At 39.2% G+C, this 22,433-nt stretch carries 22 protein-coding genes and 1 tRNA gene; 14 read left to right on the top strand and 9 right to left on the bottom strand.

The window, feature by feature from the left end; genetic code table 11:
• Positions 1–2 precede the first annotated feature (2 nt).
• Both C1A06_RS02980 and C1A06_RS02985 read right to left on the bottom strand, forming a co-directional pair.
• Positions 3–1,358, bottom strand: a complete 1,356-nt coding sequence (locus C1A06_RS02980) for a radical SAM protein (protein WP_101688742.1) — start codon at positions 1,356–1,358, stop codon at positions 3–5.
• The gene (locus C1A06_RS02985) at positions 1,348–2,136 is read right to left on the bottom strand and encodes a prolipoprotein diacylglyceryl transferase (RefSeq protein ID WP_185116806.1); all 789 of its coding nucleotides are present in this window, start codon (positions 2,134–2,136) and stop codon (positions 1,348–1,350) included. Before C1A06_RS02985 ends, C1A06_RS02980 begins: the two co-directional genes overlap by 11 nt.
• A gap of 272 nt (positions 2,137–2,408) precedes the next feature.
• Between C1A06_RS02985 and C1A06_RS02990 the strand changes: the two genes are divergently transcribed.
• Both C1A06_RS02990 and C1A06_RS02995 read left to right on the top strand, forming a co-directional pair.
• Positions 2,409–2,759, top strand: coding sequence for a hypothetical protein (locus C1A06_RS02990; protein ID WP_101688743.1), 351 nt, complete (start codon positions 2,409–2,411; stop codon positions 2,757–2,759).
• Between the two features lie 102 nt (positions 2,760–2,861).
• Positions 2,862–3,218 (top strand): hypothetical protein, encoded by a 357-nt coding sequence (locus C1A06_RS02995; protein WP_101688744.1) that lies wholly within the window; start codon positions 2,862–2,864, stop codon positions 3,216–3,218.
• Positions 3,219–3,662: 444 nt separating this feature from the next.
• Here C1A06_RS02995 and C1A06_RS03000 read toward each other — a convergent pair.
• Positions 3,663–3,746, bottom strand: a tRNA-Leu gene (locus C1A06_RS03000).
• Positions 3,747–3,898: 152 nt separating this feature from the next.
• Here C1A06_RS03000 and C1A06_RS03005 point away from each other — a divergent pair.
• Together C1A06_RS03005 and C1A06_RS03010 are read left to right on the top strand one after the other, a co-directional pair.
• A complete protein-coding gene (locus C1A06_RS03005) occupies positions 3,899–4,984 on the top strand; it encodes a mannose-1-phosphate guanylyltransferase (RefSeq protein ID WP_185116807.1) in 1,086 nt (361 codons plus the stop codon).
• A gap of 7 nt (positions 4,985–4,991) precedes the next feature.
• Entirely contained in the window at positions 4,992–5,513 is a 522-nt protein-coding gene (locus tag C1A06_RS03010; RefSeq protein WP_101688745.1) for a hypothetical protein, read from the top strand.
• A 94-nt stretch (positions 5,514–5,607) separates the two neighbouring features.
• On the opposite strand, the gene C1A06_RS03015 is transcribed toward C1A06_RS03010, so the two are convergent.
• The 5 genes from C1A06_RS03015 to C1A06_RS03035 all read right to left on the bottom strand — a co-directional run bounded on the left by C1A06_RS03015 (position 5,608) and on the right by C1A06_RS03035 (position 12,126).
• Entirely contained in the window at positions 5,608–6,399 is a 792-nt protein-coding gene (locus C1A06_RS03015) for a peptidylprolyl isomerase (protein ID WP_245871991.1), read from the bottom strand.
• A gap of 344 nt (positions 6,400–6,743) precedes the next feature.
• On the bottom strand, positions 6,744–7,088 hold the full coding sequence (locus C1A06_RS03020) for an MGMT family protein (RefSeq protein WP_101688746.1): 345 nt from the start codon (positions 7,086–7,088) through the stop codon (positions 6,744–6,746).
• 2 nt (positions 7,089–7,090) lie between these two features.
• Positions 7,091–9,883 (bottom strand): excinuclease ABC subunit UvrA, encoded by a 2,793-nt coding sequence (gene uvrA / locus C1A06_RS03025; protein WP_101688747.1) that lies wholly within the window; start codon positions 9,881–9,883, stop codon positions 7,091–7,093.
• A 293-nt stretch (positions 9,884–10,176) separates the two neighbouring features.
• Positions 10,177–11,493, bottom strand: coding sequence for a signal recognition particle protein (gene ffh / locus C1A06_RS03030; protein ID WP_101688748.1), 1,317 nt, complete (start codon positions 11,491–11,493; stop codon positions 10,177–10,179).
• Between the two features lie 75 nt (positions 11,494–11,568).
• Positions 11,569–12,126: an NUDIX hydrolase gene (locus C1A06_RS03035; RefSeq protein WP_101688873.1), complete on the bottom strand. Its 558-nt coding sequence runs from the start codon at positions 12,124–12,126 to the stop codon at positions 11,569–11,571.
• Positions 12,127–12,309: 183 nt separating this feature from the next.
• Between C1A06_RS03035 and C1A06_RS03040 the strand changes: the two genes are divergently transcribed.
• The 7 genes from C1A06_RS03040 (at position 12,310) to C1A06_RS03070 (ending at position 18,202) form a co-directional block, all read left to right on the top strand.
• Positions 12,310–13,362 carry a LacI family DNA-binding transcriptional regulator gene (locus C1A06_RS03040; RefSeq protein ID WP_101688749.1) on the top strand — a complete coding sequence of 351 codons (1,053 nt, stop codon included), beginning with the start codon at positions 12,310–12,312 and terminating at the stop codon, positions 13,360–13,362.
• Between the two features lie 23 nt (positions 13,363–13,385).
• A complete protein-coding gene (locus tag C1A06_RS03045; protein WP_101688750.1) occupies positions 13,386–14,201 on the top strand; it encodes an SDR family oxidoreductase in 816 nt (271 codons plus the stop codon).
• A 33-nt stretch (positions 14,202–14,234) separates the two neighbouring features.
• Complete coding sequence (uxuA, locus tag C1A06_RS03050) at positions 14,235–15,407, top strand: mannonate dehydratase (protein ID WP_101688751.1); 1,173 nt, start codon at positions 14,235–14,237, stop codon at positions 15,405–15,407.
• Positions 15,408–15,581: 174 nt separating this feature from the next.
• Positions 15,582–16,355: an SDR family NAD(P)-dependent oxidoreductase gene (locus C1A06_RS03055; RefSeq protein ID WP_101688752.1), complete on the top strand. Its 774-nt coding sequence runs from the start codon at positions 15,582–15,584 to the stop codon at positions 16,353–16,355.
• 12 nt (positions 16,356–16,367) lie between these two features.
• Positions 16,368–17,033 carry a rhomboid family intramembrane serine protease gene (locus tag C1A06_RS03060; RefSeq protein ID WP_101688753.1) on the top strand — a complete coding sequence of 222 codons (666 nt, stop codon included), beginning with the start codon at positions 16,368–16,370 and terminating at the stop codon, positions 17,031–17,033.
• Between the two features lie 101 nt (positions 17,034–17,134).
• On the top strand, positions 17,135–17,464 hold the full coding sequence (locus C1A06_RS03065) for a hypothetical protein (protein WP_101688754.1): 330 nt from the start codon (positions 17,135–17,137) through the stop codon (positions 17,462–17,464).
• A 57-nt stretch (positions 17,465–17,521) separates the two neighbouring features.
• Positions 17,522–18,202 (top strand): YiaD family glycine zipper/OmpA-like lipoprotein, encoded by a 681-nt coding sequence (locus tag C1A06_RS03070; protein WP_101688755.1) that lies wholly within the window; start codon positions 17,522–17,524, stop codon positions 18,200–18,202.
• A gap of 69 nt (positions 18,203–18,271) precedes the next feature.
• Here C1A06_RS03070 and C1A06_RS03075 read toward each other — a convergent pair whose 3' ends face one another.
• Positions 18,272–19,297, bottom strand: a complete 1,026-nt coding sequence (locus C1A06_RS03075) for a YeiH family protein (RefSeq protein ID WP_101688756.1) — start codon at positions 19,295–19,297, stop codon at positions 18,272–18,274.
• A gap of 231 nt (positions 19,298–19,528) precedes the next feature.
• On the opposite strand from C1A06_RS03075, the gene C1A06_RS03080 reads away from it, so the two are divergent.
• From C1A06_RS03080 to purD, 3 genes are all read left to right on the top strand, one after another.
• Positions 19,529–20,419, top strand: a complete 891-nt coding sequence (locus C1A06_RS03080) for a LysR substrate-binding domain-containing protein (protein WP_101688757.1) — start codon at positions 19,529–19,531, stop codon at positions 20,417–20,419.
• Positions 20,416–20,931 carry a hypothetical protein gene (locus C1A06_RS03085; RefSeq protein WP_101688758.1) on the top strand — a complete coding sequence of 172 codons (516 nt, stop codon included), beginning with the start codon at positions 20,416–20,418 and terminating at the stop codon, positions 20,929–20,931. The genes C1A06_RS03080 and C1A06_RS03085 overlap by 4 nt, the downstream gene beginning before the upstream one ends.
• 227 nt (positions 20,932–21,158) lie before the next feature.
• Positions 21,159–22,430 (top strand): phosphoribosylamine--glycine ligase, encoded by a 1,272-nt coding sequence (purD, locus tag C1A06_RS03090; protein WP_101688759.1) that lies wholly within the window; start codon positions 21,159–21,161, stop codon positions 22,428–22,430.
• Positions 22,431–22,433: the final 3 nt, after the last annotated feature.

The raw sequence follows: 22,433 nt of genomic DNA on the forward strand, positions 1-22,433 counted from the left end.
TATTATTTGTTATTTCTGTAGATTAGATTCATTGTCTCGAAAGGAATTAATTTCCCTTTGGGAGTTACGATGTGAACACACGATTTTTTTACCGACCGAACGTCAAAATTATATGCATCCATGAATTGCATGATTATTACACGAAAAAGATTATCGTAGCTCAGTTCAGGTGCTGAAACCTTTGGCAAGCAGCAAAGTAATTGGGTAACATCGTCGCAAGCTTTATCGACCGATATTCCGGTGCTGAATATTTTAAGCAGATGTTTGTGTAACTGCTCGTCTTGTTCGTATACGATTGTATTTTTAGAGGTATTGTCAAGCAATATCTTAGGATCGACATAGCGAGTCATTGGTATAAATTCGTCTCCAAATTTGAGAGCATAACCCATTGCCAGAGCATCAGGGTTACACGGTACGGGAATGATATCGTGCGACTCGAACAAGTTACTTTGTTTGAGAATTTCGTCTCTAACATCAGTCAGTGTGATGCGTTGATTCATTGCATCTGTCTTATTTCGCCCTGCAATCTGAACCGGCTGGAATGTCACTCCGCGTACTGACCTTTGCTTGCTGGCAAAGTCGAGTATGTCGCCTATCTCGTCGTCGTTAAGACCTTTATGTATCGTAGCTACGAGGGTTGTACTAAGGTTTAATTTGTTTAATCTTTCTAAAGCCTTCATTTTGATATCAAGCAGATCAGTTCCTCTGATGGTTTTTATCACCTCGGGACGGAAGGAATCGAACTGAAGATATATTTCGAAATCGGGCATATAACTTGCCAGTCTCTCGGCAAATTTTTCGTCCTGAGCTATCATCAAACCGTTGGTATTTACCATCAGGTGTTTGATAGGTTGGCTTTTGGCATAGTCCAGAATTTCGAAGAAATCGGGATGTATGGTTGGTTCGCCACCACTGATCTGTACCACATCGGGTGCCCCTTCATTTGCCACTATCGTATCAATCATCTTTTTGACATCCTCTAAACTGTGATGATTCCCTTTGGGTGAAGATGAGGCATAGCAGGTAGGGCAGGTTAGGTTACATTTGTCGGTGATTTCGATAATACTCAGACAGCTATGCTGCTCGTGATCGGTACATAGTCCGCAGTCGTAAGGGCATCCTTTTACAACCTCGGTATTGAATTGAAGAGGGATGTCGGGTGTTTTATTGTAGTTGCGAATATTTTTATAGTAAGTAGCATCAGACGCTAGCAGGCTTTCGAAAGTGCCATGCTCTTTACACGTTTTTACCATGTAAACTTTCTCGTCTTTGATCAGAATCTTGGCATCGACTCTCTTTAAGCATTCGGGGCATATGCTGATTGTAAAATCGTAATAGATATAATCTCTAGTTGGCATGGCTTGTAGTTTTTAGTTTTTTACTTATAAATAACAGATGAGGATTTAGTATGTATTTTCCGTAATAAATCAATACACAGAGTGATGCTACTTGTATGGTGCTGATTCCGTAAAATCGCCATCCGGGCTTGATGAAATCGAGCAGGAAGCGAAACAAGAAATAGGCAATCATGAATATCTTGAAAATTGCACCAGACTGCAAGGTATAATTATTCAGTAAATATTTGAGTACGATCCATAGAATGACGGCAAAGACGATCTCGTATAATGTAACCGGATGTCGGGAAAGTCCATCGCCCAGATCTATTCCCCAAGGTAATGTTGTGGGTACTCCGTATGTTTCTTCGTAGATGCCCGTTGTGAAGCAGGCTATTCGTCCGATGATGATTCCGAGCAAAAGGGGAAATGTGAACAAGTCGCCCGTAGAGTGTCGCTCATTGACAAATTTCTTAAATAATTCTACACCTATCAATCCGCCGATAAGTCCGCCGGTCAGTGTTTTGTTGTGTACGATGTATTGAAATTTGTCTGGACTAGCTATCAGTTCGGGAATATTTTCGGCTGCTCCTAAGAGATGTGATCCTATAAGTGCACCCAGTGTAGCACCAATAGCTGCAACAAGACGATTGATTGGACTAACCGGATCATTATGTCTTTTTTTCAGATACAGGTAATATCTGAAAGCAATGAATATGGCTAGGAACTCAATAATTCCGTGGAGAAGAATTTGATGTTCTCCTATCAGTAGTTTCATCGGAAAGTTGAGGTTTATGCTCATTCGGTTTGTATTGTGTGTAGTTTCGGCTACTAAGATAGAAGAAATTTCTGTAGAGAAGTTCTATGCTATGAAAGATATTTAAATAAGAAGATTATCTATATCCAATAAAATTGTCTAAATTTACCTAAGTACATGGATATTTTTGAAGTTGACCTTAAGTTGAATGAAATGTTATAAACAAGATGGAACAAATGAAAATTAAATGGGTTGTGATTATTCTTATGTTCTGTACATCTTTGTTTTGTTCATGTAGAGTAAATAAGTCTATAGGGATGAAATTGGAAGAATCAGGTACTTATACATATTCAGAAAAAATAAAATCGGATGTATTGACTGCTTATTATGGAATTAATATCACGTTGAATGTTGATAATACTTTTTCTTTTCAAGAATCTGCAAGTATTGAACATTGTGGTCAATGGACATATTTGCCGGATAATAAGATCAAGTTAATATTTGATATTAGCCATACTAGTGGAAATTCAGGTTTTGAAAAACTCCTCGAGGCTTATAATCCGAAAGGTGAATATACACTAGTAATACTGGATGATAATCGCATGAAGCTTTGGTGTTCGGAATGGAAAAGGCCTAAAATACTTATAAAGTTACAGAATGAGTATTAAAAGTAATATGTGATGTCGCACTTAGATGCGTTTATTGGAACTTTATCAAAAAAAGAAAGAAGATCATTGAAATAGGGCAAGGAAAGTAAATCTAAATGAACTGTGAAAAAAAAATATAGTAATTTTTGGTTGGCATTTGTAAATTTAAAAGCAAAAGACGGATTGGTTTTTTCTGATTTAATTGATTTTGATGGTTTGCCTGATAATATCGATTACAATGGAGCTTGGGCTAATATCATCGTGAAAGCAAACAACATAAATGATGCTCTAGAGATTATATCTTTAGGTTTAAGCGAATTAGAATTTGATGTTGTTTTTATCGATAAGATTGAGAATATTGGTTCTCTAATAGAATATAAAGAGGTGACAGATGACGTGAAAGCTGAAGTAGATTGGCTTTTAGAAAGTGACTTCGTTTTTAAAATAAGCGACAAGATTTTTCCTTACTATATTGAATAATCAATTAAGGGAATAAAATTTCTGTCTGTATATTAGTTTGACTGTTAGAAGTTAATTATAGAAGGAGTAGAGCCTATATCAAAAGTAAGCTCTGTTGTTCTATTTACTAGAAGTAGACTATCTATATAAATCCTCAATATTTTTCAAAAGGCTTTATCTATATTGTTTTATATATAAGAGTTTTATCGAATATCAATGACGTGTTAAGAAAACGATGAAAAGTTGTGCACAAGTGTTACTTTTTAACAAAACACCCCTCTTGTCCCCTGAAGGGGAAGAAATGGCAAAGCCCCTTTAGGGGTTTGGGGTAAGATCAGTTTAGTAACGAATATTTGTAGTAAAGTGTTACTTTTTGCAGATTGTGTTAAACAGGGGAGTGATGATGTATAAAAATGAAAAAGAGCCTAATCAATTAAGATTCAGCTCTTCTTCTCCTTGTACACGTACCCAGAGCCGGGATCGAACCGGCAAGGACTTGCATCCACTGGTGTTTGAGACCAGCGCGTCTACCAATTCCGCCATCTGGGCATTTCTGCGTTGCAAAAGTACATATAATTTTGTAATATCAAACAAAATAGGAGTTTTTTTTGAAAAATAAGTCTTATTATCTCTAGTTCAATTCTTATATTTGTTTAGTTTATCAATAAACTTGTATTACCTTTATAGCAAAATTTTGGATTATGGAGAAAAATAAAAATAACTATTGCGTTATAATGAGCGGAGGGATCGGCAGCCGATTCTGGCCTTTCAGCCGTGAAGCTAGACCGAAACAATTCCTCGATTTCTTCGGAACTGGTCGATCTTTGTTGCAGATGACTTTCGATCGATTTAAGAAGATAATACCGGTAGAAAATATCTTTATTGTAACTAATAAAGACTATGCAGATATTATTGCTCAGGAATTACCTGAATTGACTCCAAGCCAGATTTTGTCAGAACCTATACGTCGTAATACAGCTCCGGCTGTAGCATTTGCGACCTATCATATTAATAGCATTGCTCCGAATGCAAATATAGTAGTAGCTCCCTCAGATCATCTTATCTTGAAAGAAGATGAATTTCTGCGTGTAATTCAGAATGCATACGATTTTGTTGAAAAAAATAATGTATTGTTGACATTGGGCATCCGTCCTAGCCGTCCCGAAACCGGTTATGGATATATCCAGATGAGCGATACAAAGATAGATGGTGTAACCAGAGTTAAGGTATTTACTGAAAAACCAAACCTCGAACTGGCTAAAGTTTTCTACGAAAGTGGAGAATTCCTTTGGAACTCAGGTATTTTTATCTGGAATATGCAGACCATTCTAAGTTCATTCCGCGAATTCCTCCCAGAGATCACAACAAGATTCGACCTTGGGATAAGTCATTTTGGTACTGATCGTGAAGGTTCGTTTATTGACGAAAACTTCCCTTTCTGCCCTAATATATCTATTGACTATGGAATTATGGAAAAGGCTCAGAACGTATGTGTACAAGCAGCTGATTTTGGTTGGTCCGATCTTGGTACTTGGGGATCACTGTATGACGTATCTGAGAAAGATAATGATGCCAATGTATGCTTATCGTCCAAAGCTTTGATGTACGATAGTACTGAGAATATCGTAATGACTCCTAAAGATAAATTAGTTGTAGTTCAAGGCCTGGATGGCTATATTGTAGCAGAATGTGATAATGTGCTTCTTGTTTGTAAGAAAGAAGAAGAGCAGCGCATTAAACAATTTGTTACAGATGCTAAACTGAAATACGGAGACGAATATATTTGATAGTTCGATGCGAAAATTAATTGCATTCTTGATTAGTATATTGGCCATAACGGGCTTTACACAATGTATCTCTGGAGAAAAACTTACGGCAGAAGAGCAAGCATTGCTATCAGCTGTAAATGATGCCGTAGTTGAATCGTTTGCTTCTAAGGAGGATATTGTAAATGCGCGTGAATTGTTTGCCGAGGCGATAAACAAAGGATTGTTAGATACTGATTCGCTTGTTTTGGTCGAAACCATAGCTGATGATGGAATCTATCAGTGTGTTACGTATGTTTATCATAACAAGATGATAACATTTCATAATGCAAAGAAAGAAGATAGATTGTCGGGTGAATTTACTCAGGTTCAGGTTACGGATACGCCATACGAGGCTCTAACTTTTCTTGATGCTATACAGATGAATAAGTTTGATAATTTTCTGCGAGCTCGGACTAAAGACATTCCCGAATCGGACGATTGGTGGTTGATTACCTTTGTCTCGAAAAATGGCGAGGCCTATTCAGCTAAGAACTATTACTCAAGATAATTCAATATTGTAGTATAATAAAGGAAAGGCAACAACAGTTGCCTTTCCTTCTTATGTATTCGCATGTATCAGAGTATATTATCTGATTTTTGTATTATTTCTGCTTGTCTATGGATACTTTTAATACGATAGGTTTCAAAGGTTTGTCGTATTCATTAGTCTCTACATTTTGTATTTTGTCGACTACATCCATCCCTTCTAATACTTCACCAAATATTGTGTATTCTCCGTCCAAATGAGGAGTTCCTCCTATTGTTTTATATATCTCGCGTTGTTCGGTACTATATAAAGTCTTGGGTTTTGCTTCATTTGCAATTTTGTCAGCTTGTGTACGCCAGCTTTCGCGTAGTTCGTTCATAGCTGCTTTATTTCCTTCTTTATACAAAGCCTTTAGTACATCCATGCTTTCGCTTTGTATTTTGTTGTATATTGCTTGCCTCAATCGTTCGAAACGTTGTTTCTCAAATTCACTAAGCTTCTCGTCGCTGAAAGTTTTACCCGTAACTATATAGAACTGTCCTGCATCTGATGCTTTTTCAGGATTTACGTCATCTCCCCAACGGGCTGCAGCTAGTGTACCACGTTTGTGTATCATTTCAGGGAATCTGAATTCGGCATCAACGGTTTCTCTTTCGTTTTCCGGATTCTTAGCTCCTCCACCTTGTATCATGAAGTCTTTGATGACACGATGGAATGTGAGGTCGTCAAAATAGCCCTCCTTGGCTTTCTTTAGGAAGTTTTCTTTATGGAGTGGTGTTTCATCAAATAATTTGACTTTTATGTCGCCATAGCTAGTTTGTATAGTTACAATTTGATCTTTTGCTTTACAGTTGTACATAGATATTGTTGTTAGTATAAATGTCAGAATAAAGATTCCTTTTCTCATCGTTGCTCCGATTTTTCTATTGTTCATTTGCAAAGATAGGGGATTTTTTAATTGACCTAAGAGATGGTGTTTATATAAAAAAGAAAAGGTTGTCTCACGACAACCAATCTTCATTGTTAACCTTAAATCTAATACTATGAAAAACACATTACAAAGGTAATGGGCCGAAAGGTAAAATCCAAACGTTAAGAGTCGAAATCACACTTATTTAAATTTGTTTAACAACAGTGTGGCAAAACCTAAATCAAGTTAACTTCTTTTCGATAAATTTTCATAAAAAGTGGGTGTGATTTGTCACTTACAGTTGACAAATTGAGTAAAAGTGTCAGATCGGTTTTGTCTTCTTAGAGTAGGATCTCATCGAGAGGATTCCAAAATACCTTTTTCCAGTGCTGTATTTTATCGTTGATGATAGTGATGCCTTCGGCCTCCAGGAGTTGATGCATCTGATTGGCCGGACCAAATGCAGCTTTGGCTGATAGTATACCTTGGCTATTAACTACACGATGAGCCGGAACAGCTTCTGATTCGTTGGCTGCTTGGCTCATTATTCGTCCTACCAGTCTCGATTGATTGGGATAACCAATCGCTTTAGCAATGGCTCCGTAGCTAGTAGCTCTCCCTCGAGGGATCATACGTACGATCTCATATACGGCTTGCTTGACTGCAGTATGATCTATATGGTCCATACTTATAGCTTATCAATAAGAAACCTTCCGGTATGAGAGTCTTTACATTTTGCAACCTGCTCTGGTGTTCCTTCTATCACTACACGACCTCCATTTTTACCACCTTCAGGACCTATATCGATAATGTGGTCGGCACATTTTATAACTTCCATATTGTGTTCGATGATGATAAGTGTATGTCCACGTGCTACAAGCGCATCGAATGCTTTGAGTAGTGTGCGAATATCGTGAAAGTGTAATCCTGTTGTGGGTTCATCAAAAATGAATAGGGTAGGAACGGCTTTTTCTTCGGCAAGATGTGAAGCTAATTTTACGCGTTGATTCTCTCCTCCCGAAAGTGAAGATGATGATTGCCCCAGCTTGATATATCCAAGACCTACATCTTGCAGGGGTTTCAGACGTTTAACGATTTTCTTCTCGGTATTGCCTTTTCCTCGTTCGAAGAATGCGATTGCATCATCGATAGTCATTTCCAAAACGTCGTATATGCTTGCGTCTTGATATTTGACATCTAAGATATCTTTACGGAAGCGTCTGCCTTTACAAGCATCACAAACGAGTGTGACGTCTGCCATGAACTGCATTTCGACAGTGATAGTTCCTTCGCCGGCACATTCTTCGCAACGGCCGCCTTCGACATTGAATGAGAAGAATGCTGGTGTGAAATGTAACTGTTTGGCCAATGGCTGTTCGGCAAATAGCTTGCGGATTTCGTCATATGCTTTTATATAGGTTACCGGATTCGAACGGGTAGATTTTCCAATTGAATTCTGGTCAACCATCTCGATATTTTTAATCATGCCAAGGTCGCCATCCAAGCGGTCGAAGTCTATCTTTTGTTCTCCTCCACGAGTTTTGTATTCGCGCTCCAGAGCAGTCCAAAGAACATCACAGACAAGAGATGATTTTCCTGATCCGCTGACACCTGTTACGACTGTCATAATGTTCAGAGGAAACTTAACACTGATATTTTTCAAGTTGTTCTGACGGGCACCATGTACTTCGATGTAATTATTCCATTTACGACGAATTGCTGGAAGTGGAATCTTTTCTTCTCCGGTCAGATATTTAACTGTGTAGCTATCCGATTTCAGTTGCAATCCTGCTACATCACCTTGGTAGATGATTTGCCCTCCATGACTACCTGCTTCGGGACCGACATCGATAATGTAATCGGCGGCACGGATGATCTCTTCGTCATGTTCAACGACAACTACCGTATTACCTAAAGCTGTAAGTTCACGCAGAACATTGATCAGTAGGTCGGTATCACGTGAATGTAGTCCGATGCTTGGCTCGTCAAGAATATATAGCGAACCTACAAGGCTGCTGCTAAGCGATGTAGCCAGATTGATACGCTGGCTTTCGCCGCCCGATAGAGTGTTGGATAAGCGGTTTAGAGTTAAGTATCCTAATCCGACTTTAATCAGGTAATCTATACGATTCTTTATTTCTATCAGCAGGCGTTTTGCTATGAGAGCATCTTGTTCAGATAGTTCAATATTATCGAAAAAGTCTTTTAGCTCGGTAGCAGGCATCACAACAAGATCGGCAATAGATTTACCTCCCACTTTGACATAAAGTGCCTGAGGTTTCAATCTCGATCCTTTACATGCCGGACAAGTTGTTTTCCCGCGATAGCGAGCCATCATCACGCGGTATTGTATTTTGTATTGGTTTTCTTCGACCATCTTGAAGAATGCGTCGATTCCTTCCACGTCTTTAGCTCCGTGCCAAAGGAAGTCCTTTTCCTTTTCTGTTAGGTCGTAGTATGCACGATGTATAGGAAAATCATATTTTGCCGCTTTACGGATGAAATTCATTTTCCATTCGCCCATTTTCTCGCCACGCCAGCAGAGAACAGCATCTTCGTAAACCGAAAGGCTTTTGTTGGGAATAACCAAATCTTCGTCTATGCCCAATACTTTACCGAATCCTTCGCATACCGGACAAGCCCCGATTGGACTATTGAAACTGAACATCATATCGCTAGGCTCTTCGAATTCGATGCCATCGGCTTCGAAATGTTTCGAGTAATGAAATTCTTCCGGCTCTTTATCACGAGGATAGAAGCGAACGATACATTCGCCGTTACCTTCGTAGAAAGCAGTTTCTACCGACTCGCCAAAACGATTTAGATTAGCATTGTCTGGATCGCTTGTCAAGCGGTCGATAACAAGCAAAGTCATGCTTGGATTGAGCTTTTGCTTATCTTTCAGTATATCTTCGATATATTCTTCGTCTCCGTTGATCTCTACACGTGAATATCCTTCTTTCAGTAAGATATCAAGTTGTTCGTGCAAAGAGCGATCTTCGGGAAGAACAATTCGTGTCAGAATTTTCAAACGTGTATCTTCAGGATAACTCAGCATCTGATCTTTGATGTCGCTTACCTGATGTTTTTTGACTTCTTGCCCCGATACGGGTGATATGGTTTTTCCGATACGTGAGAATAGTAAACGCAGATATTCGTATATCTCGGTCGAAGTTCCAACAGTCGATCGTGGGTTACGCGAATTGACACGCTGTTCGATAGCAATTGCCGGCGGAATACCCTTAATATAATCGCATTCGGGCTTGTTCATACGGCCTAGGAATTGGCGGGCATACGAAGAAAGGCTTTCTACATAGCGACGTTGACCTTCGGCATACAGCGTATCGAAAGCTAATGATGATTTACCCGAGCCTGAAAGTCCAGTGATAACTACGAATTTATTGCGTGGGATTTCAACATCAATATTCTTTAAGTTATTGACGCGAGCTCCTTTTATAAATATACTGCTTGATTCTGACATATGTGATATGAAACTTTAGTGCCTTCCGAAAAAGGAGCTACAAAATTACAAAAAATAAAGCAGATAGCATTTTATATTGAAATCTCTGTTTGTTAAATCCATACAAGTTCGTTCTGTACTCTTTTCAAATTGTTAAAAAGTAACACTTGTGTACAGAAAAATCATTTTTTACGATGGTTCACTTTTTGAGGTTAGAGGTGTCAAAGAGCTTTATTATATAGATAAAGTTTCTGAAAATAAAAAGGAGATTACACGTTGTGTGCAATCTCCTTCTGTATATTATTTAGGTAATCTTATCTTCTCATTTTAGGCATCTTGCCTTTGTTCTGAGTCATCATCTTCATCATCTTGCGAGTCTGATCGAATTGTTTCATCAGTTTGTTTACTTCCTGAACCGAGGTACCACTACCTTTGGCAATACGTTCGCGACGACTTCCGTTGATGATTTCCGGATTTGTACGTTCTTTCGGAGTCATCGAGTAAATAATCGCTTCGATGCTTTTGAATGCGTCGTCGTCAATATCTAGGTCTTTGATTGCTTTACCAACTCCAGGGATCATCGAAGCAAGTTCTTTCAGGTTACCCATCTTTTTGATTTGCTGTATCTGTCCGATAAAGTCGTTGAAGTCGAATTGGTTCTTCGCAATCTTACGTTGCAGTTCTTTAGCTTGCTCTTCGTCGTATTGTTCTTGTGCACGTTCAACTAGCGAAACGATATCACCCATACCCAAGATACGATCGGCCATACGATCGGGGTGGAATACGTCGATTGCATCCATCTTCTCGCCGGTTCCGACAAATTTGATTGGTTTGTCTACAACCGAACGGATAGAAAGCGCGGCACCACCACGTGTATCACCATCTAGTTTTGTTAGTACAACTCCATCGAAGTCTAGTCTTTCGTTGAATTCTTTAGCTGTATTTACAGCATCCTGACCAGTCATCGAGTCAACAACGAACAAGATTTCGTCCGGATTGATTGCTTCTTTGATCGATGCAATCTCGTTCATCATTTGCTCGTCGATAGCCAAACGTCCAGCGGTGTCGATGATAACCACATCGTTCCCGTTTTGTTTTGCTTGTTTGATTGCATTTTTCGCAATCTCGACCGGATTTTTATTTCCTTCTTCCGAGTAAACCGGAACATCAATCTGAGTTCCTAATATTCTTAATTGTTCGATAGCAGCTGGACGGTAAATATCGTCGGCAACCAAAAGCGGGCTTTTGCCTTTTTTGGTTTTCAGCATGTTTGCTAGTTTTCCTGTGAAAGTAGTTTTACCCGAACCCTGAAGACCCGACATCAAGATGATTGCAGGATTACCTTTCAGGTTGATATCGGTCGATTTTCCACCCATCAGGGTAGCTAGTTCGTCGTGAACGATCTTTACCATCAATTGTTGAGGTTTTACAGCTGTGAGCACATTTGCACCCATCGCTTTTTCCTTAACAACTTCGGTAAATTGTTTTGCTGTCTTAAAGTTTACGTCGGCATCCAACAATGCGCGGCGTACGTCCTTCAGTGTTTCGGCAACATTAATTTCGGTGATTTTGCCTTCACCCTTCAATATTTTAAACGATCGCTCTAATCGGCTACTTAAACTTTCGAACATAATGTGTTACTTGTTTGATTCTTATTGTTTTTTCAGGAGCACAAAGATATAAACTTTTGTTGTAAAGTGAAATACTTACATTAGTTTGTTTATGGCCATATATTTCCATATTGGTGCAACATGTAGGGCCTGCTTAATCTCGTCGTTCAGAAGTATTTGCTTCACTTGGTCGAGTGATAGTAATTCTACATCCAGATCTTCGGTATTTTCAAGATGAGGTTCACTTACTTTTTCGATGTCAGTTGCCAGATAACAGTAGCACATATTGGTGTGCGTACCCGGGTTGGCCGATATGGTTGTCAGTAGTGACCAATTGCCATTCCCGTAGCCGGTTTCTTCGAGTAATTCTCTCTTGGCTGCATCCATAAATGAAGCGTCTGTATCATCGCACACTCCGGCAGGAAGTTCGTAAGTTGTTGCTCCTAATCCGTGACGGTATTGTTTGACAAATACAAATTGTTTGTCCTTAGTGATGCCGAGGATATTAGCCCACATCGGATATTCCAATATATAATAAGAAGGAATTTCGGTTCCGCTTGGAAGTTTAACCCAGTCTTTACGGACTGTGCACCAAGGCTCTTTGATTAGATACTCGGAATTTAATACCTTCCACTTCTTTTTATCTGTCTCCATTTCAATCTTTTTTTGGCTTTCACAAAGATAAAGATTCATTATTCGGTGACAAAGAATAAATAGATCAATGCTCTGTTTTGATTATTAATGAATTATAAAATATAGATTTTATTTTCATCGTAAAGATATTGTTGTATATTTGCAAAGTGTGTACGTACACACTTGTTTGTAAACAGAATTAAAATGTCAAATATAACCATATCGGATATTGCTAAAAAAGCTGGAGTTTCGGCCGGAACTGTAGATCGCGTATTGCATAACCGCGGTCGTGTTTCTGTTGAAAATCAGCAGAAAGTGGAGAAGGCAATAGAAGAACTGGGTTATAAACCGAATATGACTGCAAGGGCTTTGGTGAGCCGAAAAAATCTGAATATTTGTGCCGTCATCCCTTCCAATTCGGAAGGCGATTATTGGGCAAGTGTAGAGAAAGGTCTTTATAAGGCAGTCAGTAATACAGAGTATAGCAATCTGAACCTCGATGTTGTTTATTACGATCAATATTCATCGCGATCGTTTGCTGAGGCTGTAAATTCAGTAAAAAGTAAAGACGATGTAAACGGAGTAATCTTGGCTACCCACTTTGAAGAGATGGTCAGAGAATTTACTGCCTATCTGGATGAAAAAGAAGTTGCTTATGTCTTTGTCGATTCGAATATTGAAGGTTGCAACGAGCTGGCTTATTTCGGTCTGGATGCATACGATAGCGGTTATGCAACGGCAGAACTGGCTTTGAACGTTACACAGGCGGAAGGGGCGGTAGTATTAGTCGATTTTAAACTGACTGAGGGAGAGGCTTCGACGCAATCAATTATACGTAGTAATGGATTTGTTGATTGTTTTGAGAAGAACGGACAGAAAGACCGTCTCGTATTCTTTAATCTGAATACAAATCTGAAAGATTATGAATCTCGTTTGGACAAATTGTTCGAATCGAATGTAGCTATTCAGACTTTGGTTACGCTAAATAGCCGTTCGTATTATGTGGCCGATTATCTTAAAAAGAAAAATAAAAAAGGCATCAAGATGATAGGCTTCGATTTGATTCAGAAAAATGTAGATTTCCTTGAAAAGCGAGTTGTATCGTTTCTTATATCGCAACATCCCGAAAAACAAGGATACAGTGCTGTTGAAGCTTTGTTCGGTCATACGATTTTGAAAGCAGAAATCAAAAATATAAACTATATGCCGATAGATATTATTACTGCGGCAAACCTAAAATATTACCAGGATATTTGAAAACAACCAGAAAACAAAATAAAATGAAAACATCTCTTTTTAGTATTGAAAATAAAGTAGTGGTCATCACCGGTGGCTACGGAGTATTAGGACGCAGTCTTTCGAAATACCTTGCGGGCGAGGGTGCTACGATCGTAATATTAGGTCGTAATAGAGCTAAAGGCGAAGAACTAGTTGCTGAGATAGAAGCGGCAGGTAATAAGGCTTCTTTCTTCGAGTCGGATGTAATGGATGAGGCTTCACTAATCCAGAACAGAAAAGATATTATCGAAAAATTCGGTCGTATAGATGTTCTGATCAATGCTGCCGGAGGAAATATGCCTGGTGCAACTATCGGTCCTGATAAAAATATCTTTGATCTGAATATTTCGGATTTCAAAACAGTGGTAGATCTTAATCTTTTCGGTACTGCACTTCCTACATCAGTATTTGCCAAAGCAATGGTGGATAATGGCGAAGGAGTGATCCTTAACTTCTCGTCGATGTCGGCGCTTCGTCCGTTGAGCCGTGTTGCCGGATACGGAGCTGCTAAGGCTGCTGTGACAAACTATACTCAATATATGGCAGGAGAATTGGCTACTAAATTCGGTGAGAAATTCCGTGTCAATGCACTTGCTCCGGGTTTCTTCATCACTGAGCAAAATCGCGCTTTATTGACAAATGCAGACGGAACATTTACCGATCGTGGAAAATCCGTAATCAATCATACGCCTTTCCGCCGTTTCGGATCGCCTGACGAATTGCATGGTGCAGTTCATTATCTGATAAGCGATGCTTCTAAATTTGTGACAGGTACAGTGCTTGTTGTAGACGGAGGTTTTGATGCATTTTCAATTTAAGAAATCAAATTAATAATATAAAAGACTATATATATGATACTTAGCGAACAAACATGGAGATGGTACGGACCCAATGATCCGGTTTCTCTGTCAGATATCAAACAAGCAGGTGCAACGGGCATCGTGACTGCACTTCATCACATAAAAAACGGAGAAGTATGGACTGTCGAAGAAATTGAAAAACGTAAGGCAATGATCGAGGCTATTGGCTTGACATGGTCGGTTGTAGAAAGTATTCCGGTGCATGAGCATATCAAAACGCAGGAAGGCGATTACAAAAAATACATTGAGAATTACAAACAAAGCATCCGCAATCTGGCTCAGTGCGGAGTGAAGATTATCACTTATAACTTTATGCCGGTTCTTGACTGGACACGTACCGACTTGGCTTACGAAGTAGAAGACGGATCACGTGCTTTGCGTTTCGAGCGTGACGCATTTATGGCTTTCGACCTTTATTTGTTGAAACGTCCGAATGCTGAAAAAGAATATACAGCCGAAGAAATAGCTAGAGCAAAAAAACGCTTCGAAGGTATGAGCCAAGCTGATAAAGACCTGCTTGTACGCAATATGATTGCAGGACTTCCGGGAGCTGAAGAAAGCTTTACAATCGAAGAATTCCAAGCTCAGTTGAATCGTTACGATGGTATTGATGCCGATAAACTTCGCAGAAATTTGATCGATTTCTTGAAAGAAATTGCTCCCGTAGCCGATGAAGTTGGCGCTGTATTGGCAATCCATCCCGATGATCCTCCATATTCAATCTTAGGTTTACCTCGTGTACTAAGCACGAAAGCAGACTTCGAAGCATTGGTAGCAGCAGTGCCAAACAAATCTAACGGATTGTGTTTCTGTACTGGTTCGTTCGGAGTACGTGCCGATAACGATCTTCCGAAAATGATCGTGGAATTGGGCGATCGTATCAATTTCGTTCATCTTCGCTCTACGCAACGTGACGACCAAGGTAATTTCTACGAAGCAAATCACTTGGAAGGCGATGTGGATATGTACGGAGTGATGAAAGGTTATTTGGAGATCCAAAACAAACGTGGAATTTCTATTCCTTTCCGTCCCGATCATGGACATCAGATGCTAGACGACTTGAATAAGAAAACAAATCCGGGTTATTCGGGCATTGGCCGCTTGCGTGGTATTGCCGAGTTGCGCGGCCTTGAAATGGGAATAGCAAAAACGCTATATAAATAAAAATCAGAGTTTATTTTTTTGAAATCTGCAGGGAGATGCCGAAAGGTTCTCTTTGCAGATTTTTCATTTGAAGGAGTGGTGTTATTTACAAAAGCTAGATAGTTGTCTATGTCACTATTTAAAGAGAACCGAAAAAAATAGTACTTTTACACGATTAAGTATTGCTGGTAACTTATGCAAATAAAAGGTAAACGTATTATATTGACTGGGGCTTCGTCGGGAATCGGGCGCGAGTTACTGACATTATTGTCGGCTTACGAAGGCGTAAAGATTGTAGCCGTGGCTCGTCATATAGACTCGATACCAGATATGGATGGAGTAATATTTCCTTTCTCGGCAGATTTAAGCAATAAGGAAGGTGTAAATTCCCTTTTTGCATATGCTGAATCATTGTTTGGCGAGATTGATATATTCATCGCAAATGCGGGATTTGCTTATCTCGAAAAACTAGGCGAAGCAGATTGGAAACACAATGAAGATATCTTCAATCTGAACGTGTTTTCGCCGATCTATTCGTTGCAGAAGCTTGTCGCTCAAACAAAGTCGGAATCGAAAGCATTTGTGTGTACCATATCGGGAGCAGCAATGGCTTCGTTGCCGGGCTATTCGCTCTATTGTTCCAGCAAAGCGGCTTTGCATCAATTTATCGAAACATATCGATACGAAAAGCCTGATAATTTGCAGATAACGGCTGTTTATCCAGTGGCAACACGTACCGACTTTTTCGATAAAGCTTCGGGCGAAGAGCAAACTCCACTACCATTTCCGCAACAATCGGCTGGAACTGTAGCAAAATCAATCGTTCGCGGAATTGAACGAAGTAGAAAGCGAGTTTTTCCATCAGTGTTATTTCGTATAGCTTATCCTATCGGGCGAGCTTTTCCGTGTTTGATGAAATTGTATTCGCTGCGCGAGAGAAGCAAAGTAAATAAAGTGATTAATAAATAAGAACCAACAAATATGAACATTTCTTCAGAAGACTATTTACCATTACTTATCATCGTTCTGACTTCTATAACAAGTATTATGGCTTTTAGTAATTTTGATCTGCGTAATAAACTGATTTTTAACGTAGGTGCTATACTGAGAGGGAAAGAATGGTACAGACTGATAACTTCGGCTTTTCTGCATGGCGATTCGATGCACCTTATATTCAATATGCTGACATTGTTTTTCTTTGGGGGAACTGTTGTGTCATTTCTTGGTGCTGGTAAATTCCTATTGATCTATTTTGCTGCTGTACTAGGTGGAGGTTTATTGTCATTATTGGTACATCGTCGTGATAATTATTATACAGCCCTTGGAGCTTCGGGCGGAGTCGTTGGAATTCTGTTTGCATCTATTGCACTCTATCCTCATATTGGGATTGGGTTCTTCTTAATTCCTAATTTTTATATTCCAGGTTGGCTTTTTGGAATTGGTTATTTGTTTTATTCGATATATGGAATGCAGCGCAACACCGATAATATCGGGCACGAAGCCCATCTGGGAGGAGCTGTGATTGGTATTGGCTTGTCATTACTGATGCATCCAAGTTCGCTAATCGCTAATGGTTTGTACATTGGAATAATGCTTATTCCGCTTGTATATTTGACCGTTTTGGTCTTGAAAGATATTCGCAAATAGTTAAAAAGTGCAAATTGTCATCTCTTAAAATTAACCTTTTTGAACAAGCGAAGTCTTATTAATGTTATATCTTTGTTGTATAATAACTAAAATGAATCATTATGAGTCAGAACAACGACATGCTACAATACGATGAGGAAGAAGCGGTAAAATATATCCAAAATTATCTGCCTCAGGAAATGAAAGAAAAAATAACAGCCGACGATATCAATTATGTGATTGATGTTGTATACGATTTCTACGAAACAAAAGGCTTGTTGGATGAAGACGCCGATGACGAAACAACAATCGAAATCGATGAGGACGAGATGATGGCTTATATCATGAAGAGCATCCGTAAAGACAAATATAAAGAATTTGCTGACGAAGAAGTTATGTCCATTGTACAAGGCGAACTTGCATATTGCGATTCGCTGGGCATCTTCGAGTAAGATAGAACTAAGTAAAAAACAAGACAAACACATTAAGAAGTTTAAAAATTATTACGTATGAAAAATTTTTCATTTTTTGCAGCTTTATTTTTAAGCGTAGCAGTAATTTTTTCTAGCTGTGGAGCTAGCAATACAGCTAAAGGAACAGGTATCGGAGCCGGAGGTGGTGCTGCATTAGGAGCAGGTATCGGAGCTTTGATAGGTGGCGGTAAAGGTGCTGCTTGGGGAGCTGGTATAGGTGCCCTTGTAGGTGGTGGAGCCGGAGCTGTTATCGGAAACAAGATGGACAAACAAAAAGCTGAGTTGGAAAAAATCAACGGAGCGCAAGTTGAGTCTATTAATGACGGACAAGCTATTAAAGTTACTTTCGAATCAGGTATCTTATTTGCTACTAACTCTAGCACATTGAACGCTGCTTCTCAAGGAGGTTTGACTAGCTTTGCTCAATCATTGATCAACAACCCAGACACAAATGTTGAAATTTATGGTCACACTGATAGCTCGGGTAATGATGCTATCAACCAACCATTATCAGAGCGTCGTGCTCAATCGGTTTACAACTTCCTTCTATCTAAAGGAGTTGCAGGAACTCGTATGGCTTCTCAAGGTTTAGGTTCGTCTATGCCAATTGCAGACAACAATACTTCTGCAGGTAAAGCACAAAACCGCCGTGTAGAAATCTACATCCTTCCAAACGAAAAAATGATTCGTGATGCTCAGCGTCAAGCTGGTAACTAATCAGTAATCACTGAAATAGAAAAAGGTCTTCCTGCTTTGGGAAGACCTTTTTTATTTGTGGCTGTAAGGTTAGAAAGGTAGATATTTGACTAACAAATATCCTCCGAAGATTAGCCATAAGAAAAGAATGAAAGCTAAAAGGAAAGGTTTTGAACCTGCTTCTCTGAATCGTTTGAAATTGGTTTCCATGCCCAGTGCAGTCATTGCCATTGTCAGCATGAATGTATCGATGTAGTTTATTGCATCAACAATTTCTACGGCAAGCAGATCGAGTGAGTTGAATCCGATAACGGCAATAAATCCGAAAGCAAACCAAGGAATAGTAATTTTCATGGTAGAAGAATTCTCTCCGTTTCTTGATCTGCATTTAGATAATACCAATGCATAAATAAGAAGTACGGGAGCAAGAAACATGACGCGAATCATTTTTACGATGATTGCATTCGAACTGATTTCGGCTGTCATAGCATTGCCTGCGCCTACCACGTGAGCCACTTCGTGAACGGTTGCACCGGTATAGATTCCCCATTGTTGAGGTGTAAGATCAAAAAATCCGGTCCGGTACATAATAGGATAGAGAAACATAGCAATTGTTCCGAATATAACTACTGTGGAAACTGCAATGGCAGTTTTGAAAGGCTTGTCGTTCAGCACAGGTTCGGTTCCCAATACAGCTGCAGCACCGCAAATAGCACTACCAGTAGATGTAAGTAAGGCAATTCCGGTATCTATTTTTAAGATCTTAGCTAAGAACATACCCAGAATAATTGTTCCGCAGATGATTATCAAGTCGATGACAACAGCGGATAGGCCTACTTGAGCAATGTTTTGGAAAGTAAGGCGAAAACCATACAGAATAATGGCTGCACGAAGTACTTTTTTGGAACAGAACGTGATTCCCGGAATCCACGCCTCGGGCATATTCTTTTTTAAGGTGTTGGCATAAGCCATACCCAGTATGATACCTATAATAAGTGGGCTGAATGAAAGGTATTTCATCAGTGCTGTGTCGGATATGTAGAATGCCGAGCATGAAAACAAGGCTACGAATAATATCCCGTGAATAGTGTGCGAACGCTCTCCTTTCTTGAACATAATTGAAATTTTTTATACAAAAGTAGGCTATAAGCTTTGTCAGATGGTAAAATGTGAGTTTGTTTATTTTTATCAGTCATAACTAAAAGTTATGAGCAATCGTCTTTTTCTTGTATATTTGAGAATGATAAAACTTTTACCCCTCTTATCCCCTGAAGGGGAAGAATACAGAGAAAAGCCCCTTTAGGGGTTTGGGGTAATCTCAAAGATGAATACATTAAAAAATTAAATATGTTTCATTTCAGATTACATGTTTTCAATTCGGTAGCCAATCATCTGAGCTTTACGAAAGCGGCCGAAGAGCTTTTTGTGACACAACCTGCAGTCACTAAAAATATTAAAGAGTTGGAAAGTCAACTTAAAATAGACTTATTCAATCGGTCGAAAAGTGGGATATCGTTGACCCAAGCCGGAAAGTTGCTTAAGGAATATACCGAGAAGCTGATTGAGCAAGAGAAGGAACTCGAATACAAACTGGGAGAGTTGCGTCATTCGCTTTCGGGAGAATTGCGTCTTGGAGCAAGTACAACCATAGGGCAATATATTTTACCTACTACGCTAGGCGAATTTATTAAACAGAATCCTGATATTAAAGTCTCGTTGATCAGTCAGAATTCACACGAAATAGAAGAGAAGGTATTATCTAAAGAAATAGATCTAGGAGTTGTAGAAGGCAGCTCGCGATTCAAAGAGCTGCGTTATGTGCCTTTTCTCGAGGACAGAATTGTTGCTATAGCGCATTCTTCGCAGACAGTGGGTCGTATCGAAAAGATGACACTGACTGAGTTGAAGTTAACACCTTTGGTCTTGCGCGAATCGGGTTCGGGCAGTCTGGATGTTATTTCGGCTAAGCTTCATAAGTGTGGGCTTAAGATTAAAGATATGAAGATAGGTATGCAGTTGGGAAGTACTGAAAGTATAAAGACATACCTTCGGTCGAACAATAGTATTGGCTTTGTATCTATCCATGCCATCCTGAACGAGTTGGCTCGCGATGAATTTAGAATTATCGAAATCGATGGTTTAGAAATAAATCGTACATTTAATTTTATTTATCCGCAAGGTCTTCAAAATGGATTAGTAGATCGGTTTATTGAATTTGCCAAAAAGAGAGAGTTATGAATAGATTGAGTGTTATTTGTATTCTTGTTCTTTCGCTGTCTATTTTTATCGGTTGTAATAAAGAGAAAGACAGCATGCAAGGTCATATTATATTTTTGCATATTGGAGAACAAAATAGTTCAATTCCTACATTTATTTTTTCGCAAGGTAATGATACTTCATATTTGCAATATAAATGGAAAGAGGTAAAGAACGAAAATGATGGCATAGCTATAATCTTGGAAGCTTGGGAGAACTATGTTGATTCAAATATAGAAGAAGTGCCTTTATTGGTGTATGAGGATATTAAAAAGACTTTGATTGGATTTAATTATGTGAATCATGATACATATAGCGGTGCTTCTGGTAGCTTTCGTGTTCTGATAAAAGACACTAATGATTCAATAACTTTTGATATGCCAAAGGGACAGGTATCTAAAGAGACTATGATAGAAATAATAGCAATAGCAGAAAAGAATAATCTAGAAAAAACGAAGCAAAGATTTCTTCGTTATAGAGATATGCAAGATTAGATAACTTTATCTATACCCTAAAGCGATCTTTGTTTTGGGGGGTATTAGACTGACGTAAGCGAAAACCTGAAAATGTGTACAGAAGTGTTACTTTTTCTATTCATATGGTTTTGAAGGAGATCGATTTTGAATAATATCATGAAAAAAGCTAAATGTGTGCACAAGTGTTACTTTTTGTACGACATATTTTCGTATTTTTGTAGCTTTCAATAAAATATCAACTCACTATGAATATTCTCATACTAGGAAGCGGTGGTCGCGAGAACGCTTTAGCGTGGAAAATCAAACAAAGTCCGAAAGTTGACAATCTATATATTGCACCCGGTAATGCCGGCACTGCGCTTGTAGGCGAAAATATAGCAGTAAAAGTAACAGACTTCGAAGCAATCAAGCAGGCAGCTATCGAAAAGAAGATAGACATTGTAGTGGTTGGTCCCGAAGATCCGTTAGTGCGCGGAGTGTATGATTTTTTCAAACAAGATGAAGAATTGAAGCATATTCCGGTTGTAGGTCCGTCACAAGAAGGTGCTCGTCTGGAGGGAAGTAAAGACTTTGCTAAACAATTCATGATTCGGCACAATATACCGACTGCCCGTTACAAAAGCTTTACGCTTGATCAGTTGGATGAGGCTTATGAGTTTTTAGGAGAGTTGGAAGCGCCATATGTACTGAAAGCAGATGGTTTGGCAGCAGGAAAAGGAGTATTGATTATCCAAGATATCGAAGAAGCTAAACGTGAGTTGAAAACAATGCTCGAAGGAATGTTTGGCGATGCTAGTAAAACGGTTGTAATCGAAGAATTCTTATCGGGAATTGAATGCTCGGTGTTTGTGATGACCGATGGCGAATCGTATAAAATATTGCCGGTAGCCAAAGATTATAAACGTATTGGTGAAGGAGATACCGGTCTCAATACCGGAGGTATGGGAGCAGTTTCTCCGGTTTCGTTTGCTGATGCCGATTTTATGAAAAAAGTAGAAGACCGTGTCGTAATACCTACGGTAGAAGGTCTTAAGAAAGATAAAATAGAATACTGTGGCTTCATTTTTATCGGTTTGATAAGCGTTGGAGGTGAGCCTAAAGTAATTGAATATAACGTTCGTATGGGTGACCCGGAAACTGAGGTTGTAATGCTGCGTATCAAGTCTGATCTGGTTGATTTGCTAGAAGGAGTTGCTACCAAAACATTATCAGCTAAAGTACTGGAAGAAGACCCTCGCTATGCAGTAACGGTTATGCTGGTTTCGGGTGGCTATCCTGGCGATTATGAGAAAGGTAAAGTTATTACCGGTCTTGAAAATGTGAAAGACAGCATTGCTTTCCATGCTGGAACAACAACCAAAGATGGTAATGTGGTAACTGATGGAGGGCGAGTAATAGCAGTTAGTTCATATGGTTCGGATAAAGACAGCGCATTGGCATTGTCTTTTGCTAATGCTGAGGCTATAAAATTTGAAGGCAAATATTATCGTAAGGATATAGGTTTCGACCTGAAATAACGT

It is taken from the genome of Dysgonomonas massiliensis, assembly GCF_900240225.1.
Classification (GTDB): Bacteria; Bacteroidota; Bacteroidia; order Bacteroidales; family Dysgonomonadaceae; genus Dysgonomonas; species Dysgonomonas massiliensis.

What these genes read in the sequence shown, in the direction of transcription:
- uvrA (WP_101688747.1), bottom strand. Translation starts at nt 9,883, where the DNA reads ATGTCAGAATCAAGCAGTATATTTATAAAAGGAGCTCGCGTCAATAAC.
- purD (WP_101688759.1), top strand. Translation starts at nt 21,159, where the DNA reads ATGAATATTCTCATACTAGGAAGCGGTGGTCGCGAGAACGCTTTAGCG.
- C1A06_RS03035 (WP_101688873.1), bottom strand. Translation starts at nt 12,126, where the DNA reads ATGGAGACAGATAAAAAGAAGTGGAAGGTATTAAATTCCGAGTATCTA.
- C1A06_RS03085 (WP_101688758.1), top strand. Translation starts at nt 20,416, where the DNA reads ATGAATAGATTGAGTGTTATTTGTATTCTTGTTCTTTCGCTGTCTATT.
- C1A06_RS03020 (WP_101688746.1), bottom strand. Translation starts at nt 7,088, where the DNA reads ATGGACCATATAGATCATACTGCAGTCAAGCAAGCCGTATATGAGATC.
- C1A06_RS03040 (WP_101688749.1), top strand. Translation starts at nt 12,310, where the DNA reads ATGTCAAATATAACCATATCGGATATTGCTAAAAAAGCTGGAGTTTCG.
- C1A06_RS03070 (WP_101688755.1), top strand. Translation starts at nt 17,522, where the DNA reads ATGAAAAATTTTTCATTTTTTGCAGCTTTATTTTTAAGCGTAGCAGTA.
- C1A06_RS03010 (WP_101688745.1), top strand. Translation starts at nt 4,992, where the DNA reads ATGCGAAAATTAATTGCATTCTTGATTAGTATATTGGCCATAACGGGC.
- C1A06_RS03060 (WP_101688753.1), top strand. Translation starts at nt 16,368, where the DNA reads ATGAACATTTCTTCAGAAGACTATTTACCATTACTTATCATCGTTCTG.
- C1A06_RS03065 (WP_101688754.1), top strand. Translation starts at nt 17,135, where the DNA reads ATGAGTCAGAACAACGACATGCTACAATACGATGAGGAAGAAGCGGTA.
- C1A06_RS02990 (WP_101688743.1), top strand. Translation starts at nt 2,409, where the DNA reads ATGAAATTGGAAGAATCAGGTACTTATACATATTCAGAAAAAATAAAA.
- C1A06_RS03055 (WP_101688752.1), top strand. Translation starts at nt 15,582, where the DNA reads ATGCAAATAAAAGGTAAACGTATTATATTGACTGGGGCTTCGTCGGGA.
- C1A06_RS03080 (WP_101688757.1), top strand. Translation starts at nt 19,529, where the DNA reads ATGTTTCATTTCAGATTACATGTTTTCAATTCGGTAGCCAATCATCTG.
- ffh (WP_101688748.1), bottom strand. Translation starts at nt 11,493, where the DNA reads ATGTTCGAAAGTTTAAGTAGCCGATTAGAGCGATCGTTTAAAATATTG.
- C1A06_RS03005 (WP_185116807.1), top strand. Translation starts at nt 3,899, where the DNA reads ATGGAGAAAAATAAAAATAACTATTGCGTTATAATGAGCGGAGGGATC.
- uxuA (WP_101688751.1), top strand. Translation starts at nt 14,235, where the DNA reads ATGATACTTAGCGAACAAACATGGAGATGGTACGGACCCAATGATCCG.
- C1A06_RS03015 (WP_245871991.1), bottom strand. Translation starts at nt 6,399, where the DNA reads ATGAGAAAAGGAATCTTTATTCTGACATTTATACTAACAACAATATCT.
- C1A06_RS03075 (WP_101688756.1), bottom strand. Translation starts at nt 19,297, where the DNA reads ATGTTCAAGAAAGGAGAGCGTTCGCACACTATTCACGGGATATTATTC.
- C1A06_RS03045 (WP_101688750.1), top strand. Translation starts at nt 13,386, where the DNA reads ATGAAAACATCTCTTTTTAGTATTGAAAATAAAGTAGTGGTCATCACC.
- C1A06_RS02985 (WP_185116806.1), bottom strand. Translation starts at nt 2,136, where the DNA reads ATGAGCATAAACCTCAACTTTCCGATGAAACTACTGATAGGAGAACAT.
- C1A06_RS02980 (WP_101688742.1), bottom strand. Translation starts at nt 1,358, where the DNA reads ATGCCAACTAGAGATTATATCTATTACGATTTTACAATCAGCATATGC.